Source organism: Parabacteroides sp. TM07-1AC (assembly GCF_003480915.1).
GTDB lineage: Bacteria > Bacteroidota > Bacteroidia > Bacteroidales > Tannerellaceae > Parabacteroides > Parabacteroides chongii.
On record NZ_QUKD01000002.1, the window covers coordinates 752,901 to 771,781 of the forward strand.

At 43.6% G+C, this 18,881-nt stretch carries 10 protein-coding genes; 5 read left to right on the plus strand and 5 right to left on the minus strand.

What is annotated here, in order from left to right:
* Positions 1 to 15: 15 nt before the first annotated feature.
* The 4 genes from DXD68_RS07550 to DXD68_RS07565 all read left to right on the plus strand — a co-directional run bounded on the left by DXD68_RS07550 (position 16) and on the right by DXD68_RS07565 (position 7,414).
* The gene (locus DXD68_RS07550) at positions 16 to 981 is read left to right on the plus strand and encodes an ROK family protein (protein WP_122361005.1); all 966 of its coding nucleotides are present in this window, start codon (positions 16 to 18) and stop codon (positions 979 to 981) included.
* An 87-nt stretch (positions 982 to 1,068) separates the two neighbouring features.
* Positions 1,069 to 1,593, plus strand: a complete 525-nt coding sequence (locus tag DXD68_RS07555; protein ID WP_122361006.1) for an NUDIX domain-containing protein — start codon at positions 1,069 to 1,071, stop codon at positions 1,591 to 1,593.
* A gap of 621 nt (positions 1,594 to 2,214) precedes the next feature.
* Positions 2,215 to 5,655 carry a SusC/RagA family TonB-linked outer membrane protein gene (locus DXD68_RS07560; RefSeq protein WP_122361007.1) on the plus strand — a complete coding sequence of 1,147 codons (3,441 nt, stop codon included), beginning with the start codon at positions 2,215 to 2,217 and terminating at the stop codon, positions 5,653 to 5,655.
* 37 nt (positions 5,656 to 5,692) lie between these two features.
* Entirely contained in the window at positions 5,693 to 7,414 is a 1,722-nt protein-coding gene (locus DXD68_RS07565) for a SusD/RagB family nutrient-binding outer membrane lipoprotein (protein WP_122361008.1), read from the plus strand.
* A 111-nt stretch (positions 7,415 to 7,525) separates the two neighbouring features.
* Here DXD68_RS07565 and DXD68_RS07570 read toward each other — a convergent pair whose 3' ends face one another.
* The 5 genes from DXD68_RS07570 to DXD68_RS07590 all read right to left on the minus strand — a co-directional run bounded on the left by DXD68_RS07570 (position 7,526) and on the right by DXD68_RS07590 (position 15,668).
* Positions 7,526 to 8,929 carry an alpha-L-fucosidase gene (locus tag DXD68_RS07570; protein WP_122361009.1) on the minus strand — a complete coding sequence of 468 codons (1,404 nt, stop codon included), beginning with the start codon at positions 8,927 to 8,929 and terminating at the stop codon, positions 7,526 to 7,528.
* An 89-nt stretch (positions 8,930 to 9,018) separates the two neighbouring features.
* Positions 9,019 to 10,509 (minus strand): RagB/SusD family nutrient uptake outer membrane protein, encoded by a 1,491-nt coding sequence (locus DXD68_RS07575; protein WP_122361010.1) that lies wholly within the window; start codon positions 10,507 to 10,509, stop codon positions 9,019 to 9,021.
* A 21-nt stretch (positions 10,510 to 10,530) separates the two neighbouring features.
* On the minus strand, positions 10,531 to 13,947 hold the full coding sequence (locus DXD68_RS07580; protein ID WP_317127509.1) for a TonB-dependent receptor: 3,417 nt from the start codon (positions 13,945 to 13,947) through the stop codon (positions 10,531 to 10,533).
* 148 nt (positions 13,948 to 14,095) lie between these two features.
* Positions 14,096 to 15,037 carry a FecR family protein gene (locus DXD68_RS07585; protein WP_122361011.1) on the minus strand — a complete coding sequence of 314 codons (942 nt, stop codon included), beginning with the start codon at positions 15,035 to 15,037 and terminating at the stop codon, positions 14,096 to 14,098.
* Positions 15,038 to 15,080: 43 nt separating this feature from the next.
* Positions 15,081 to 15,668: an RNA polymerase sigma-70 factor gene (locus DXD68_RS07590; protein ID WP_122361110.1), complete on the minus strand. Its 588-nt coding sequence runs from the start codon at positions 15,666 to 15,668 to the stop codon at positions 15,081 to 15,083.
* A 212-nt stretch (positions 15,669 to 15,880) separates the two neighbouring features.
* On the opposite strand from DXD68_RS07590, the gene DXD68_RS07595 reads away from it, so the two are divergent.
* Entirely contained in the window at positions 15,881 to 18,880 is a 3,000-nt protein-coding gene (locus DXD68_RS07595; RefSeq protein ID WP_122361012.1) for a tetratricopeptide repeat protein, read from the plus strand.
* Position 18,881 lies beyond the last annotated feature (1 nt).

Here is an 18,881-nt window from a genome sequence, read left to right on the forward strand (position 1 = left end):
CATAAATATAAAATCATGGAGAAGCCTTATGTAGTAGGTATTGATATAGGCGGTACCAATACTGTTTTTGGAGTAGTAGACGCAAGAGGTACAATCTTGTACAGTGGATCAATCAAAACAGGTAAATATAACGACATAGATGATTATGTTGCCGAACTCGGACAAGGTTTGTTATTAGTGATCGACCAGGCCGGCGGTCCCGACAAAATCAAAGGTGTAGGTGTAGGAGCTCCCAATGGTAACTTCTTCAACGGCTGTATTGAATTTGCTCCGAACCTTCCATGGAAAGGAAAAATTCCTTTGGCTCAGTTGATCAGCGAACAGATCGGCGGTATTCCTGTAGCACTGACAAACGATGCGAACGCTGCAGCAATCGGTGAAATGACTTATGGTGCAGCGCGCGGTCTGAAAGATTTTATCGTGATCACACTGGGAACAGGCGTTGGCAGCGGTATTGTTATCGGTGGTAACCTGGTTTACGGACATGACGGATTTGCCGGTGAGTTAGGACACGTAATTATGCGTCGTAACAACGGTCGTCCTTGCGGTTGCGGTCGCCAGGGATGTCTGGAAACCTATGCATCTGCGACAGGTGTGGCTCGTACAGCACGCGAATATCTGGAAATCCGTAAAGACGACAGCTTGCTGCGTGAATTGGATCCGGATGAAATCACTTCAAAAGATGTATATGATGCAGCGATGAAGAATGATAAACTGGCTCAGGAAATCTTCGAATTTACAGGAAATATCCTGGGTGAAGCTTTTGCCGATGCTGTTGCATTCTCCAGTCCGGAAGCTATCATCTTGTTCGGCGGTCTGACTAAGGCGGGCGATCTGATCATGAATCCGATCAAACGTTCTATGGAAAAGAACATGCTGAAAGTGTATGAAGGTAAAACAAAACTTCTTTTCTCTCAATTGAAAGAAAGCGATGCAGCTGTATTAGGCGCAAGTGCTTTGGGTTGGGAAGTGAAAGAGTAATCGTATTTCACAGGGGATTTTCCCCGGATCAAGGGCGGCCTAAAGCCGCCCTTATTCATTTGTATACATTATATATTAGTCAATTCTATGAGTCATCCTTTACATCAGTTCGTTTATTGCCCCAAATGTGGTGCTAAAACTTTCGTCGAACGTAACGAGAAAGCTAAACAATGTACGACGTGCGGTTTCGTATACTATTTCAACCCGTCATCGGCTGTAGCCTGTTTTATTCGTAATGCGGCAGGTGAGATCTTATTGGTACGCCGTGCCAAAGACCCGGCGAAAGGGACGCTCGATTTACCGGGAGGATTTGTCGATATGCATGAATCGGCAGAAGAAGCAGCACATCGTGAGGTGAAAGAAGAGACAGGACTGGATATAACCGAATGCCGCTATCTGTTTTCTATTCCTAATTTGTATATGTATAGCGGTTTCGAAGTACATACGGTGGATATGTTTTTTGAATGTCTCGTGGATAATTTCAACGGTGCCCACGCAGAAGATGATGCTGCCGAAGTCGTTATCCTGAAAAAAGAAGAGCTAAATGCAGATGATTTCGGTCTGATGTCGATAAAGAAAGGGATCGAAATCTATAGAAAAAATAATAACTAATCGGTAAGTACCAATTTATGACAATCAGGAGCGGGATAAAAGTCCGCTCTTTTTTATTTTTAATACAAACAGAAGTATTACTGGGTAAAATAAATTAATAGATAGTAAAAATTGAAGAAAAACAAGGAGATTTGGTAGAAATATCGCCTAAGTTCTGAAAGAACTCAATACTTAATACTTGCCACAAATGTATATCTTTTTTATTTCACATTGTTATTTTTCGTCAATATTTATTTCATAAAAGACCATTTTTAACATTCTAGCCTAAAACAAAATAGATCGCCCTGGTGTTATCAAACAACAAATCTTAGACCATGATTTTATTCATATTGTATATTTAAAGTACAAAAACATCCATTTAATTCTAGAAATTCAATCAGAACTATCATTCACACAATATTTGTTAATCAAGTATTTCCAAGTGATTCTGAATAGAAGTAGCTTGCTTTTCTATATTCATATTTTTTATCACTTAAAATAAGTAAACTCTTCTTGATTATCAATAACCTTTAGCCTTTCTAAAGCCTAAGTTCTTTCAGAACTAAGATCAAAGATCAATAAACGTCAAAATCTAAAGGACCTTTACTAACACTAGTATTATCATCAATAACATCATTTATTATGTTGAAACACTTCAAACAAGTCAGCTTACTCCTCGCCGCAGGAGCCATGGTACTGCCGATCAGTGCATATGCTGATTTAGCGCCAGAGAAGCTAGAAACCGCGATTTCCCAACAAAACGGGAAAGTGACAGGTGTTGTAGAAGATGATTTCGGTCCTGTTGCCGGAGCATCAGTAGTGATCAAAGGAACCACAAACGGTAATATTACCGACATGGATGGTAACTTTAGCCTTGAAGGAGTTAAAAACGGAGACGTTATCCAGATTTCCTTTATCGGATACGCGACTCAGGAAATTACCTACACAGGCCAGACTTCCTTGAACATCAAATTAGCCGAAGACAGCCAGAAACTCGATGAAGTAGTCGTAACAGCTTTGGGTATCAAAAAAGATGCCAAAAAATTGGGTTACGCTGTAAGTAACGTTTCTTCTGAAGAATTGACAAGAACCGGCGGTTCGAACCTCGCTTCAGGACTTTACGGTAAGGCAACCGGTGTACGTATCCAGGCTGCTCCCGGTGGTGGAACATCTGCTGTATCTATTTCCGTCCGTGGTCTTTCTTCTATCACAGGTAACACACAGCCTTTGATCATCATGGACGGTGTTCCTCTCCACAACGGTAACACCAACAACGACGGCTATTGGGGTAACCAACGTATCAATTCCAACGGTATGGTCGATATCAACCCCGAAGACATTGAGAACATCTCTATCTTGAAAGGTGCTGCCGCTTCTGCTCTGTACGGCTCGGAAGCTGCCAACGGTGTTGTGATGATCACGACCAAAAAGGCTAAAGCCGGTACAGGTACACGCGTAGACTTCAGTGCCAACGTAAGTTTCGATAAAGTAGCTTACATGCCTGAGATTCAGAAAGAATACGGTCCCGGTTATGATAACTCTGAATTAGGTAACAGCAGCCAGGAAGCTTTGACCGGTTTCCGCCAATTACGTGTCGACCGCAACGGTAACCCTATTACTACGACTAACCGCGAAACGTACTATTCATGGGGTGCTAAATACGATCCGAGTAAGATGGTAACCTATTTTGACGGTACACAGCGGGCATATGAACCGATCGATCACAACCAGTGGGCAGATATCTTCCGTACAGGTATCAACCAAACATATAACCTGTCATTGACCAATAGCAATGAACGCAACAATGTACGTTTCTCGTACACCTATACTGATGCGAAGGCCATGCAGCTTAACTCTAACAATCATAAGCACAATTTCAACCTGAACGGTACATTCGATGTTACTAATACAATCAAGTTGAACTATACGGCTACTTATCAGAACCAATATATCAAGAACCGCCCATATCGCATCAGCCGTTTGACTAACAATTTTAGCGGTATGTTCGGTGGTTTCACCGATGTCGCTTACATGCGTGACCATACAGTAACTAGTTTCGGGTATAAGAACAGTTATTCTGCCAACAACGGCGGAACAAGCGATACCTTAACACCGGACGAACAGTTCCTTTACTCACCGATGGGGTCTACAGCGCTGATTGACGAATACTTCTGGAACATCATGGGTAAGGAACAGTTAGAAGATCATCAACGTTTCATTGGTTCTATCAACCCAACCTGGGAGATTATCCCCGGATTGACATTGAGTGGACGTGTAGCTGCTGATCTGACAGTCGACAAGATTGAAAACAAAGAGTATTCAGATAACTCACATATTTTCTCTACCAACGGTCAATTTAGTGACAAATACGGATTGAAAAACAGTCAATACCAAATTGTTTATAGCGACGTTATGTTAATGTATGACAAAACATTCAACGAACTCCATAACATAACAGCTAACCTGGGTTGGACAGCACGCCAAGAATCCTACTATCTGTCAGATGTAAGCACCAATCAAGGCTTGACACCGGAAAACTGGTTTAACCTGAACGCCTCCGTTGGTACAAAGAATGCAAGCATGACCAAACAGGAGTTACTTAAAACAGGTGCTTTCCTGACAGCCAGCTACGGTTATAACGGATGGGGTTTTGTGGAAGGTTCTATCCGTCAGGAAAAGACATCTACCTTGAAAAAGGGCAACAACTCTTTCTGGTATCCTTCTGCCAGTGTCAGTGTGCTCTATACAGAGTTGCTGAAAGATCAAATGCCGACTTGGTGGAACTATGGAAAGGTACGTGCCTCTTACGGTATTGTAGGTAACGCCCCCGAACTCTATCTTGCTAACCTGGCTTTCAGTCAAGAATCTTTGATGAGATCATCCAACTATATTTATAATACCGTACCAACAAGTATTGGTAACGAAGATATCAAACCGGAAACCAAGTATGAATTTGAAATCGGTTTGGAAAACAAATTCTTCGGTAACCGCTTGGGGATGGAGTTCAACTTCTATAGCAATACTATCAAGGATCAGATTCTTGCAACAACCAGTGCTGCATCAATGGGTGCACAAAGTATGTTGATGAATGTCGGTGAGTTAAGCAACAAAGGTGTTGAATTAAGCGTATACGGCACTCCCTTTGAAAACAAGGATTGGAAGTGGGATTTGCGTGCAAATGTAGCATGGAACAAAAACACCGTAAAAAAACTGGCCGAAGGTCTGGATGTATTAACCCATACAAACATCGACGGTGGAGCCGCTATTCTTGAATCACACGTTGGCGAATCTATGGGTGACTGGTATACTTATACCTATAAAACCGACGAAAACGGTAACTATATTGTAGGTAGCAACGGTTTGTATATGACTGACACATCGGAACGTCACAAAGTTGGTAACGCTATGCCGAAAGTAACCGGAGGTTTCGGTACAAGTTTAAGCTACAAGAACTTCACATTAGACATGGCATTCGACTTTCGCTTCGGTGGTGATGTATTGAACACTCCCTGGCAGTATATGATGGCAGTTGGAAATATAACCGATGCAGTAGGTGTTCGTGACCATTCAACCGGAGGTCTTTTCTACTACAGCGATACAGAAAAGATGGAAAACAAAGGATCTATCCATGTACTCAATCCAAGTGAAGTAGGCAACTACAATCGAGGTGAAACAATGGTTAACGGCCACTATGTTTGGGACAATGGTTTAATACTTCCGGGCGTGAAAGAAGACGGAACACCGAACGATATCGTTGTGACTCAAATGGAAGCAAACAACAATATGTATGGTTGGGGAACAGGTCCCAGCATGAGTTATCAGGATGCTATCCAGAAAAACAGCTACATCAAATGTCGCGAAATCAGTCTAGGTTACACTTTACCGGCAGAATTGACTAGAAAGTTTGCCTGCAACAACCTGATGGTTTCCGGTTTCGTACGTAACCCGTTCTATGTATATCGCACAATGAAACTGTTCGACGCTGAAGCGACAGACGGAACAAACTGGATCTACCAGGCACAAATCGGCGGTTCTACTGCCAGTGCACGTACATTCGGTTTCTCAGTACGCGCAAGCTTCTAACTTACTATTTACTAAATCAGATTAAAAAGAAGAATTTATGAAAAAGATATTTTCATTGTTAATAGGAGGAATCGCACTGATATCGCTCGCTTCATCATGTGCCGATTCAGCGTATGATGACAAGTATGCTGATCCCTCCAAGACAGAAACAGTAGGCGTTCCTCAGGTATTTACCGGTCTAATGTTCAAAGGTAATACATGGATGAACCCGATTTACTATCGTCATTGGATACAATCTACCACATCCGGTCTTTTCTCCGGTATTATCGGTACCAACAATGCACGCGGTCGCTATATGGGTTCTGGAGAAGGTCGCTACGACGATCGTTGGAAAAACTTCTATGACATGGTAACCCAGCTGCGTTTGCTGGAATATACCTATGAAAATCTTCCCGAGGTTGAAAAACCATCGAACTTGGTATTCTATTATTTGGGTCGTACGTTGGTTGAATCACAGTTGCATGAAATGTTGTCGGTATTCGGTGATGTTCCCTACACCGGTGCCGGAACTCTTTGGAGAGACGGTGACTACAATGAGGCTAAAAAGAAGTGCGTTTACGACGACGATGTAGAACTGTACAAGCAGATTCTTACCAACTTGAAAGAGGTAGGCGACTATTTCGACCACGGCAATGTGGATCAGAAAGGATTAAATGCATTAAGCCGCCAAGATTATACAATCGCAGCTGGTGATGCTACTATGTGGCAGAAATACGTAAACTCGCTCCGTCTGCGTATTGCCCTTCATTTGTCAACCTCCGGTGATTGCGTAGCGGAAGCTCATGCCGCCATTGCTGAAATCCTGAACAATCCAGGCAAATATCCGCTGATTGACAACAATAAGGAAAATATGGGAGTGACACCCGACACCCAAAAAGATGACTTCAACTTTGGTAAGTCACTGTCGCAAGCACTTCGTTCAAGTGGCATGGCTGCTTGTTCACAAGCAGTTCTGGATGCTATGAATGTACCAGCAAACGGTCTACCCAATGACCAGACTGACCCACGTTTGGAAGTAATGTACGACTGTAACCCAGAGGGCGAATATATCGCTTACGATGTCATGATGACCGATGCAGAAATATCTAACTTGATAGATCAAAAGCATCAGGAATATGTACAGAAAGGCATGCCAGATGCCAACTATTTCTGTGAAATTGACTCTATCGCAGCTGCCGGCTGGAAAGAGTATCAGGGAAATGAAAACATATTCGGTTTATGGTTGAGCGCAGCAGAGGTTAGCCTCAGCAAGGCAGAAGCCTATTTGATGGGTTATGGTGTAGCAGCTGACGTCAACAAGGCGAAAACTCACTTCGTAGAAGGTGTGAAACTGTCTACTGAATATTACTGGGATATGAAGGAAACAAGTTCGCTTTATAAGCCAGGCAACGATAGCTACAGAGGATTCCGTCCATTGGTTAGACCGACAGATGATGAAATCACAGCATACGCTGAAAATATCTGGAAACCGACACAGGAAGCTGTCTGCACTCAGCTATGGTTAAACTTCGGTTTCTTGAACAAGCTGGAAGCCTGGAATGTGACACGTCGTACCGGTTATCCTGTTGTTGGATTCGCAACAGACAACCAGGTGACCGCTTTCCCGACTCCTCCGAACCGCTTACCCTATCCAAGTGATGAGCTGACTTACAACAGTGACAACTGCCAGGCAGCGATCGCCAAGAACTACGAAGAGTCATCCGGTTATTACACCAACCTCTTCTGGGCTAAGAAAGATTATTACAAAATGGTTCGATAATCAATAATAAAGATATATCCACATAAATTATATAAAACATAATTGATGGTAAATGTGGAACCCGAAACCGCCCCGAAGTGATTCGCGGCGGTTTTATTATTATATAAACTATCAACGTTGTTCATCATACACCCCGAACTCCGCAATGGAAGCTTGTCCGTTGGTGCTGTCAATCTCTATTTTTACTTTATTACCCCAGAGACGGTCGAAACGATGCACTTTTACTTTATCAGACTTATCGCCTGAACAAATTTCTTTCCACACACCGTCCGTTTCGTATAACAAACGATAACTCTTTATACTCCCTTGCAGGTCTGTGATCGTTATCATATTGAATGAATGACATTTGTCCAGATCGACTTCCAGCCAGGGCTTTGCCACCTGTTTATTGGATCGCCAACTTGTTGTAAAATCATCATCATTGGCAAAATCCATGATCCACATATCATCGCTCCAGCTGGAATTAGTCGGTTTATGCTTTGCAATATTCGTTGCAGTTATCGGAGCATCATACACCGGCAATTCAGGAGCCGTCGCATTGTCTTTCCAAATAGCTCCTATCTGCTTCAAACCTTCTACAGCATTCGGATCGATCAATCCGTCCCGGTTAGGAGCCACATTCAGTATGAAATTGCAATAAGCCTGGTTGAACGGCTCCAGATTATCCTTTACAATCGCGGTCGGATCCTTCACCGGAGAAGTTGGAAACTCTTCTTTCCAAAACCAACTCTTATTGATGGGCAGACAGGACAGAGCCGGCAACTGATTGGATTCTTTTGAAATATGCTGTCCGGCATTCTGTTCGTATGATTTAATATCGGTATAGAACAAAGCATCTTTCGGATATTTGGCAGCATTCAGGTCCATGACCAGACAGTCAGGCTGAAGCCGTTTGATCAGTCGGTAAATTTCCTGGAAAGGTATATCTTCATACGAAATTCTTGACCAGGGAGCATCCCAACCGTCGATAATGATCGCAGTTATTTCACCATAGTTGGTCAGAAGCTCCGTCAACTGCGCCTTCACCATGTCGATATGCTCCTTCGTGATAAAGCCGGGACGCAATTTATGATGCGTATCCAGTATGGAATAATAAAGCATCGTTTTAAGTCCCTGCTTCCGGAAAGCCTCCACATATTCTTTTACTACATCTCGTTTGAGCGGACTGTTCATGACATTATAACCGGTCGTTTTCGTATCCCATATACAAAAACCGCTGTGATGTTTGGTCGTCAGACAGCCATAACGCATCTTGGCCGCTTTAGCTGCTTCCGCCCACTGGTTACAATCCAGTTTCACCGGATTAAAGATAGCCGGACTGGCATCGGGGTCAGCCCAGTCGTCACTCATAAAAGTCGGAATATTAAAGTGGATAAACATTCCGAATTTCAGATCGACAAATTGCTGCTGCAAAGTGCGCAGATCCGAAGTTCCATTTGTCGGTTGTGTTTTTCCCTGTACTGCCAGGCAACATAAAAAGGCTAGACACAAAAGAATTGATACATTTTTTCTCATAACTGTTCCTTATTAAAATATTTGCCGGTTCCTCCGAAAAGTCAACCGGCAAATATACCTTTTTTTATTCTACTTAAATAACCGTTCTTTTAATAACCGTCATTCTGTTTCAGGTTCTTATTGTTCTTGATCTCGTTCGTCGGAATCGGGAACAGTAATTCCCGTGAACTCAATACAGGACCATACGTAAACTTATGCCCGACATAGTCATCAAACTTACCGGTCGCCAGGTTCAACACCTTGCGGGTACGTGCCATATCAAACCAAATCTTATTCTCGAAAGCCAGTTCATGGTAACGTTCTTTCCAGACTGCATAACGGAAATCTTCCTGCGATAATCCGCTCAAATCTTTCAGATTCGCACGTTGCCTGATCTGGTTGACACAAGCATAAGCAGTAGCCGAAGGCCCGCCCTCCGCTTCATTCTGAGCTTCCGCATACATCAACAGAAGATCGGCATAACGAAGCAACGGATAATTAAGACTGCTCTTAGCCGTATTCAAATGAGCATCCATATCGAAGAACTTATAGATGTAATAACCGCCGAATTTCACAACTTCTTCACGGTTGGCATTCGAAGTGAATTGTGTATAATAAAACTCACCTTCTTCAGTACGCTTATCCCCTTCTTCATACGTATTGATAAATTCATCCAGTGCATATACAGAACCCGTTTCCGTCGAATAATAAGAAACGTCCATATTGTAAGGCAAGAGCAAGCTCTGGAACGGATTCTCTACGATACCGGACTGATATTGTATCATGAACAGATGTTCCCCTTTATTCTCCATTTCAATATTATGCAGGTCGCTGTAAGAAGAAAAGAGTTTATAACTACCGTTATCGATCACCTCTTTTGCCTTAGATGCAGCCAGCGCATAGTATTCCTTTCCTTTTTCCATCGGATATCCTGCCATTGTCAGATAAACGCTTGCCAGCAAAGATTTCACTGTCGCTTTCGTCACACGTCCGGTTTCATCCGTCCAGCCCAGATCAGATTCTTCCGCCTGTTTCAGGTCCGAAAGGATCGAGTTATAAACCTCTTCCGTAGAAGCCTGTTGCGGATACAATTCGGGGGAAGAAGCATCCACCGGCACCAATACCAACGGAACAGAACCAAACAAACGTACCAGGTTGAAATAATTATAGGCACGAAGGAAATAGGCTTCGCCCAAACATTTACTTTTAGTCGATTTATCCATCTCGATTCCCGGTATGTAAGTGATTGCCAGGTTTGCATTGGCAATAGCACGGTATGCATAGTTCCACCAACTCTTACTATACTCGTTGTCCGAATTATTCACGACCAAACGGATATTATTGATGTTGACGTTCTGGCTTACTTTCGTTCCTGCCAGCCCTGTCAGGAAATCGGTCATGAAATACGGATTGCCACCATAGTCACCGTTTGCCGAATACCGCAGATCTGCATAGATAGAATTAACCACGCTGCGCGCATGCTCCGCTGTCTTAAAATAGTTTTGCTGAGTAAAGTTAGACGGATTCGATTCGTCCAAAAAGTCAGTACAACTACAACCGAGCACCAGTGATAATATCAATAAAGCATATTTTGTCTTCATATTTAATAATAGTATTAAGAGTTAAAAACTAACATTCAGACCAATCGTGAACGTACGCGGTTTCGGATAACCGAATACGGTGATACCTTGAGCAAACGTCTGTGTCGCATCCGACACTTCCGGGTCATAACCGTTATATTTAGTGATCAGGAAGAAATTCTGAACACTACCGTATACTCTCAGATACTTGATCGAGATCTTCTTTGTCAATTCAGACGGGAAAGTATACCCCAAAACCAGGTTTTTACCACGCAGGAACGAGCCGTCTTCCACGAAATGAGAGTCGATGTTCGTCGTATATCCCGCACCGGTCGGTCTGATCTGTGCGATCATCGTATTCTGGTTTTCCGGAGTCCATGCATTCAGAACAGTCTTATAACTGTTTGCTATACCGGTACGGTCTTCTGCCGAGTGTTTGGAAATATCCAGTACATCGTTACCGAACATATACTGCAGGTCGACAACCAGGTCGAAGTTTTTATAACGGAATGAGTTGGAGAATGTCCCGTAACCGTCAGGAATACCTTTACCGATGATCAGGCGATCCATATCATTGATCTGTCCGTCATTGTTACGGTCCCAAAGTTTCAGGTCACCCGGACGCAAGTTATATTTAGCTGCTTCTTCCGCTTCATCCGTACCCCAAGTTCCCAGACGTTTATAGCCATAGAAAGAACCGACCGGTTCACCAACACGGATGATGTTATTGCTTGAAGACAAAATATCCGGTCCCGGATAAATATCATCGTCTCCCTCGCTTAACGCCAACACCTTGTTCTTGTTGAATGAGATATTGAACGTCGTTTCCCATGAGAAATTCTCATTGGTAATATTTACCGTATTGATAGAAAACTCAAAACCCTTATTGCTCATACTTCCGACATTCTTCGTAATCGATGTGAAACCGCTGGAAGCCGGTACCGGAGCACTCAGCAACATATCTGTCGTCTTTTTATAATATACATCCATTTCCAGGTTTACGCGGTTGTTGAACAGACCGATGTCCAATCCGGCATTCACCTGAGAAGTCTTTTCCCATTTCAGATCAGGATTAGCCAAAGAAGAAACACCGATACCGGATGCTTTCGAACTGCCGAAAACAGTCGTATAATTGCCCAAACTACCCTGTGAAGCATAAGCACCTGTTTCCGAGTTACCAGTCAAACCGTAGCTGGCTCTCAACTTCAAATTAGAGATAGCAGTAGCCGGTTTCATAAAGCTCTCTTCCGAGATACGCCACGCAGCACCTACAGAGGGGAAGAATGCATATCTGTTTGACTGACCGAATTTAGACGATCCGTCCAAACGAGCTGTCGCCGTCAATAAATATTTACTCTTATAGCCATAATTGACACGGGCAAAATAAGAATTCAAACCATACGCATTGGCACTCGATGCTGCCGTGGGAGAAGTTCCGATCCCCAGGTTGTTATACTGGAAGAAATCATCTTCGAAACCTGTTGCCGACGCTGTGGACGAAGAGTTATCCACATGCTGCCAGGATAAACCGACCATACCGGTAAACGAATGTACCCGGGCAAAATCTTTATGATAAGTCACATAATTTTCAAACTGCCAGGAGTTATTCCGATTATTATTTACAGAAGCACTGCCGTTCGGAGAAGAGATCCAGATCAACTGACGACCTCCATAATAATTCGATTTCTGATTGATGATATTGGCACCCAATACGGAACGGAACTCCAGCCCCGGAAGAATAGTGATGTTCGCATATACATTACCCAACATAGTCTGTGTTTCCAATGTATAGTTACGGTCTTTAGCTACCTGCACCGGACTGTTACCGCCTTCCATTCCCGGATAATCGTTGTTTCCGGCAAAAGTTCCGTCCTCATAACGGACAGGCAGGAAAGGCAATGCCTCCACGATCTGACGTCCTACCGTGATACCGCCATCCCCCATTGAGTCGGTCTGGCGTTCTTTCTGATAGGCATAGCTCAGGCTACCCCCTACTTTCAACCATTTGGTCAGCTCGCTGTCCATAAAGAAACGGGCAGAATAACGTTTCAGGTAAGATTCAATGATCAGACCGTCCTCTCCTCTGAATCCGACAGACAACCCGTAGCTGTCGCCACCTTTTGTATTGGACACGGATACCTGATGTGTCTGCGAAAAAGCATTGCGGATAGTTTCATCCTGCCAGTCTGTATCGTACAACGGCTGGCCGTTAGAATCGAACAACCGCGAGTCTGTTCTTTTCAGTTTCGGATCTTTATAGTTTCCGTTCTGCCATCCTTCCGGATCGAACTTCTGAGCATTCGCATAGGCGAGATCCTCCAGTTGCAGGAACTCGGCAGCATTCAGTACATCCAGTTTTTTAGGAAGAACACCTATACCGAAGTCGGTATCGTAACGAATACTAGTACCCACACCTTCACCTTTTTTGGTTGTAACCAAAATAACACCATTCGCACCTCGGGCACCGTAGATGGCTGTTGCCGACGCATCTTTCAAGACTTCTACCGACTTGATATCGTTCGGATTCAGATAGTCGATCGGAGATGTTCCGTTGGTCAATGTGCTGACATTCAGAATCACACCGTCCACCACATAAAGAGGGTCGTTCGTTACGCTGATAGAAGAGTTACCACGGATACGGATGGAAGCACGTCCGCCCGGACGACCTGAGTTGGTCGAGATATTCACACCGGATACGCGTCCCGACAAAGCCTGTCCGAAAGAAGTAACTGTCCGTTGCGCCAACGCATCTTCTTTTACAGAGCCGGAAGCACCAGTCAAGTCACTTTTCTTCATCGTACCGTAACCTACAATCACGACCTCTTCCAGATTCTGAGTGTCTTCATGCAAAGTGATCTTCAGAATCGATTTATTTTTTGTACTGACTTCCTGCGTCAAATAGCCGATATAGGATACTTCCAGTACGGCATTATCCGGCACTTCGAAAGAGAATTTACCATCTACATCCGTTATATTCCCGGTCGTCGTCCCTTTTACCAGCACATTGGCTCCGATAACCGGATCGCCGTTATCATCTACGACAACTCCGGAGATCTGACGTCTCGACTGCTGCTGTGTTTCCTGCTTATTTTCTTTGGAGGACAAAACGATATGATTACCCTGGATCATATACTCGATATTGGTATCGCGGAACAGTTCATCCAATACCTGGGCAACCTGTTTCTCCTTTACATTAACAGAAACTTTTCGATTCACATCTATCTGGTTGTTATATACAAACAGATACTCCGTCTGTTTCTCTATTTCAGAGAAAATTTTGTTTAACTGTGTGCTTGATTTACTTATGCTCACCCGCATATTTTGTGAATGGGAAGTAGAGGCAAACGAACAAAAGATACAGACCAATAACAAGAATGTAGTTATCCGCATAATTCTAAAGAGTTGTTTAAGGTTGGGACTTTTTAGGCAATAATGTCCCTGTAAAGTATTTTTTTTCATACATTTGTGTGTTTCAAAATAATACAATTTAATTAATTGTGATTGAGATTCCTGCCGGTTGATGCGTCACCATCAACCGGCTTTTTCGTTAACAAAAACTTTTTTTACTATATCATAGGCAATCAGATTTAAAAGGTTATTATTTCATTTAATTAATATACACCACATGATTTTCGCGGTCGCGTTGATAGGTAAAGTGGATATTTTTCTGCAGCAGACTTAGCGCATAATCAATACCATCTGTTTGCTTAAATTTCCCTGTGTACAAATACTTTGTCACTTTCTGGTTGTTCACAATTATCTTCAACCCATAGAATTTCTCAAAGTCTTCCATCACCAGCCTGAACGGTTCATCCTGGAAACAGATCAACCCTTCTTTCCAGCGGTATCTTTCGTAATTATCAATTTTCTGTGTCAACAGTTTACCATTCGAACGATACACCTTATTATTGGGTTTTAGTGAAATTGTTTCCAAAGGGTCATTATGCATGGATACCTTGACGCTTCCTTCCATCAGCACCGTTTCAAATTTATCCCGACTGGAATAGGCATCCACATTGAATTTCGTACCCAAGACCTCCACACTGCATTCTTTTGTATTGACGATAAAAGGCCGTTTCTTATCTTTCGCCACTTCAAAGTAAGCTTCGCCATCCAGCTTGATCTTACGTTCATGTTTGTTGAACGAAACCGGATATTGTATAGTCGTCTGCGCATTCAGCCAAATGTTACTGCCGTCAGGCAACGTGATATTGACGCATTGGCCGGCAGGAACGGCTATAGTCTGCATAGCTACCGGCCCCTCGTCGTCCCGGTCCTGGGCAAAATACCCTAACCCGAAAGCGATGACGATCATTGCCGCTATCCGCAGGAACTTCACGAAACCTAAATGCACCCCATGTTGTTTTTTGTTTCCGGCAACCGATGTATTCTCCGGTTCGGCATTCAACAGTATCGCATTATACAATTTCCTTTCTTTCAGAAAAACAGCTTTATTATCCAGAGATACTTCCATCCACCGCATAATGCACTCTTTTTCTTCCAGTGTAGCAGTTCCCGTAAAAAACTTATATAGTAATTCTTTCTCCATATTTCTATCTTCTGTATATATAGAAATCGGGAGAAGCAAGCGCCTAGTTTAAAAAAGTTAAAAATTTCAGATTATAAAATAAAAAGGGAAGGATCGTATAATAGTCTTTCAAATTCACACGAAGGGCGGCCAGCGCTTTGGATATATGGTATTCTACGCCTTTCGAAGTCATATTCAATTCGTCGGCAATCTCTTTACGGGTTTTATTCTCAAAACGGCTCATCAGAAAAATGCGCCGTGTCTGTTCTGGCAATTGCTGAAGGGTCCGGTTTACTATCTCTTTTATTTCTGTAGTGAAAAGCTCTGTGGGTTCGCAGACTTCCAAAGAGGATATTTGCAGATTCAGCTCCCATTCGGCAACCGTCCGGAGCCTTTGAGAGACATCTTCCTGCAATTGTTTTCTTTTCAGGTGATTCAGACATTTATGCTTGATCAAAGTCAGGATATAGGCTGGCACATTCGAATCAGGCTGCAGCATTTCCCGCATTTCCCAATAATCCATAAAAGCCTCCATCGTGAAATCTTCCGCTACGGAAAATTCCTGCACATAGGAATTTGCAAAGCTGATAAAACGGCCTTTATAACTTTCCAACAACCTGCTTAATTCTTTTATGTCTTCCGATCCACCCATCTTTTGCTGTATGAAGAGAGCGTAAATATAAGACATTTTTACACGAAACCATGACCGATACCCTCACTTTTTGTTTTGACACGTTTGTTTATGATTCCAAATATTAATTCTTTTTGTTAATAACTTACTTAGCATTTGTATGTTATTCTTTATATTTGCAACTTAGAACTAATAGAGACTGTTTAATATCTGTACATTAAAGCGAAGGAGTGATGAAAAGAATACTTATTCCACTGTGCCTGGTGGTAGGAAGTCATGTGGCTAGCGGGCAGCGGTCGTACCAGTTTGAGGCACCGGACCGTTTGTTCGTAGAAGGTAAAGAATTGTTTAGTTTAAAAAACTATCCGGGTTGTATCGATAAGCTGGAGGCTTACAAACAACACGCAAAAGATGCAGACCTGGTCCAGGAAGCTGACTATATGATCGTATACGCAGCTTATGAACAGGGCCGTCCCAATGCCGACGAACTATTGAAAGATTATCTGGAGGATTATCCGGCTTCACGCCATAGCGACGAAGTGAACTTCCTGATCGGTTCCGTTCATTTCGGACGCGGGGAATACCAAAAAGCTATTTTCTGGTTCAACGAATCGGATATAGACCTGCTCAGTCCGGAGCAACAGGAAGCCTATAGTTTCCGGCTGGCTTATTCACTCCTGCAGACGGGCGAGATGGATAAAGCACGTAACTACTTTGCCCGGATACAGCAAATCGGCACACAATATCGGGAAGCCGCTACTTACTATGTGGCTTATATCGACTATGCGACCGGTAAATACAACAATGCGCTAGTCGAATTCAGCCGCCTGAAAGAGATGCCGGATTACCGTGAACAGTCGCTATACTATATTACACAGATCTATTTTATACAGAACAAGTATGAAAAGGTAATAAGCGAAGGGGAAGAACTCCTCTCCTCTTATCCGAACAGTAAGAATAACAGCGAGGTTTATCGTATCCTGGGTAACTCGTATTATCATTTGGGCAATCAGGACAAGGCGATCAGCATGTTAAGCAAATACGTATCGTCTACCGACAGCCCGTTAAGAGGCGACCTGTATATTCTCGGTGTATGCTATTATAATAAAGGGAATTACAGCAGTGCTGTCAGCGCCTTGTCACAGACCGTACGCGAAAACGATGCACTGACACAGAATGCTTATCTGTATCTGGGACAGTCTTACCTGAAACTGAAAGACAAGAACAACGCCCGTATGGCTTTCGAAGCTGCGGCAACGGCATCTTTCGACAAACAGATACAGGAAGTGGCGATGTTCAACTATGCGTTGCTGATCCATGAAACAGCCTTTACAGGATTTGGCGAATCGGTGACTATTTTCGAAGACTTCCTGAACGATTTTCCAAATTCACAATATGCCGATAAAGTGAACGACTACCTGGTGGAAGTCTATCTGACTACTAAAAACTATCAGGCAGCCCTCAACTCCATCAATAAGATCAATCGTCCGAGTACAAAGATACTGGAAGCGAAACAAGACATCCTGTTCCAGCTGGGAACGCAGGCATTCACCAATATGAAACTGGATGAAGCGGTCGACCTGTTCACACAGGCGATCAATCTGGGTTCTTATAATATGGAATCACGCAACGATGCTTATTTCTGGCGTGGAGAATCATACTACCGCAAAGGAGAGTATCAGCAGGCGATCTCTGATTACCGTACCTATCTGAACAATACCCGTCAGCGGAATACCGACATGTACGCACTGGCTCATTACAATCTGGGGTATTGCTACTTCAAACTGAAAGAATACGGGGAAGCAGAAAACCGTTTCCGCCAGTATATCAACCTTGAAAGCAGCCAGCAGGCTCCTGCCCTGGCGGATGCCTATAATCGTGTCGGTGACTGCCTGTACCAGAAACGTCAGTTCACACAGGCAGAAGAAAACTATAGCCGTGCCGCTCAACTGCAGCCCTCTGCCGGAGATTATTCGGTTTATCAGAAAGGCTTCCTGCTCGGTTTGCAGAAAGACTATCGGGGTAAGATCAGTGCGATGGACCGCCTGATCCGCGATTATCCGGAATCACAATATGTAGACGACGCTCTTTTCGAAAAAGGACGTTCTTATGTATTGCTTGAAAACAGTTCACAGGCAGCCCAGGCATTCGAAACACTGATTCAGCGTTTCCCGCAAAGCAGTCTCGCCCGTAAAGCCGGTATCCAGTTAGGTCTGTTGTACTTCAACGACAACCAACCGCAGAAAGCGGCTGAAGCCTATAAGAAAGTGATCAGTAACTATCCGGGTAGCGAAGAAGCCAGAGTAGCTCTTCAGGACCTGAAGTCTGTTTATATCGACCTGAACGATATCAATGCGTATGCCAACTATGTCAACTCACTGGGAGGTAACGTCCGCCTGGAAGTCGGCGAACAGGATTCACTGACATACATCGCTGCAGAAAAACTCTTCCTGCGCGGTAATAACGACGAAGCCCGTCGCAGTCTGGTCAACTATCTGCAAACATTCCCGGAAGGAGCTTTCAGTTCGAATGCGAACTATTATCTGGGAAGCATCGCCTTTGCCAAGAAGGAATATGATGAAGCCCTGCAGCGTTTCAAATCGGTTATCGACAGCGGCGATACGAAATTCCTGGAAGAGTCAGTGGCACGTACGGCAGAAATGCAATATCTCACCCAGGACTTCCCGGCAGCACTGGAAACCTTCAAGCGTTTACAGGTTATCGCAGAGAATCCGGAAAACAAACAGGCAGCCCGTCTGGGTATCATGCGTTGTGCCCTGCAGACCGGCCAACAGGAAGAAGCACAGCTCGCAGCCAACGAATTGCTGAAAGATCCGAAGCTATCTCCTGAAGTAGAAGCCGAAGCCCGTTATATCCGTGCCAAAGCTTATATCGACCATAAACAGCCGGCGAAAGCACTTGAAGACTTGAAAGTTCTTAGCAAAGACACCCGTACAGCTCACGGTGCAGAAGCCAAATATCTGTTGGCTCAATATTTCTATGACACTAAAGACGATAAGAATGCTGAAAAGATACTGGAAGATTTCGCTAAGAACGGAACTCCTCACCAGTACTGGCTGGCACGCGGATTCATCCTGTGGGCAGATATTTATATCCGCCAGGGAGATGACATTCAGGCACGCGCTTATCTGAACAACCTGCAGAACAATTACAAAGGTGACGATGAGATTGCCGGTATGATAGAGGACAGATTAGGTAAACTAAAGCAATAAT

Excerpts from the sequence above, each read along its gene's own strand:
- DXD68_RS07550 (WP_122361005.1), top strand. The coding sequence starts at position 16 with ATGGAGAAGCCTTATGTAGTAGGTATTGATATAGGCGGTACCAATACT.
- DXD68_RS07555 (WP_122361006.1), top strand. The coding sequence starts at position 1,069 with ATGAGTCATCCTTTACATCAGTTCGTTTATTGCCCCAAATGTGGTGCT.
- DXD68_RS07560 (WP_122361007.1), top strand. The coding sequence starts at position 2,215 with ATGTTGAAACACTTCAAACAAGTCAGCTTACTCCTCGCCGCAGGAGCC.
- DXD68_RS07565 (WP_122361008.1), top strand. The coding sequence starts at position 5,693 with ATGAAAAAGATATTTTCATTGTTAATAGGAGGAATCGCACTGATATCG.
- DXD68_RS07570 (WP_122361009.1), bottom strand. The coding sequence starts at position 8,929 with ATGAGAAAAAATGTATCAATTCTTTTGTGTCTAGCCTTTTTATGTTGC.
- DXD68_RS07575 (WP_122361010.1), bottom strand. The coding sequence starts at position 10,509 with ATGAAGACAAAATATGCTTTATTGATATTATCACTGGTGCTCGGTTGT.
- DXD68_RS07580 (WP_317127509.1), bottom strand. The coding sequence starts at position 13,947 with ATGAAAAAAAATACTTTACAGGGACATTATTGCCTAAAAAGTCCCAAC.
- DXD68_RS07585 (WP_122361011.1), bottom strand. The coding sequence starts at position 15,037 with ATGGAGAAAGAATTACTATATAAGTTTTTTACGGGAACTGCTACACTG.
- DXD68_RS07590 (WP_122361110.1), bottom strand. The coding sequence starts at position 15,668 with ATGGGTGGATCGGAAGACATAAAAGAATTAAGCAGGTTGTTGGAAAGT.
- DXD68_RS07595 (WP_122361012.1), top strand. The coding sequence starts at position 15,881 with ATGAAAAGAATACTTATTCCACTGTGCCTGGTGGTAGGAAGTCATGTG.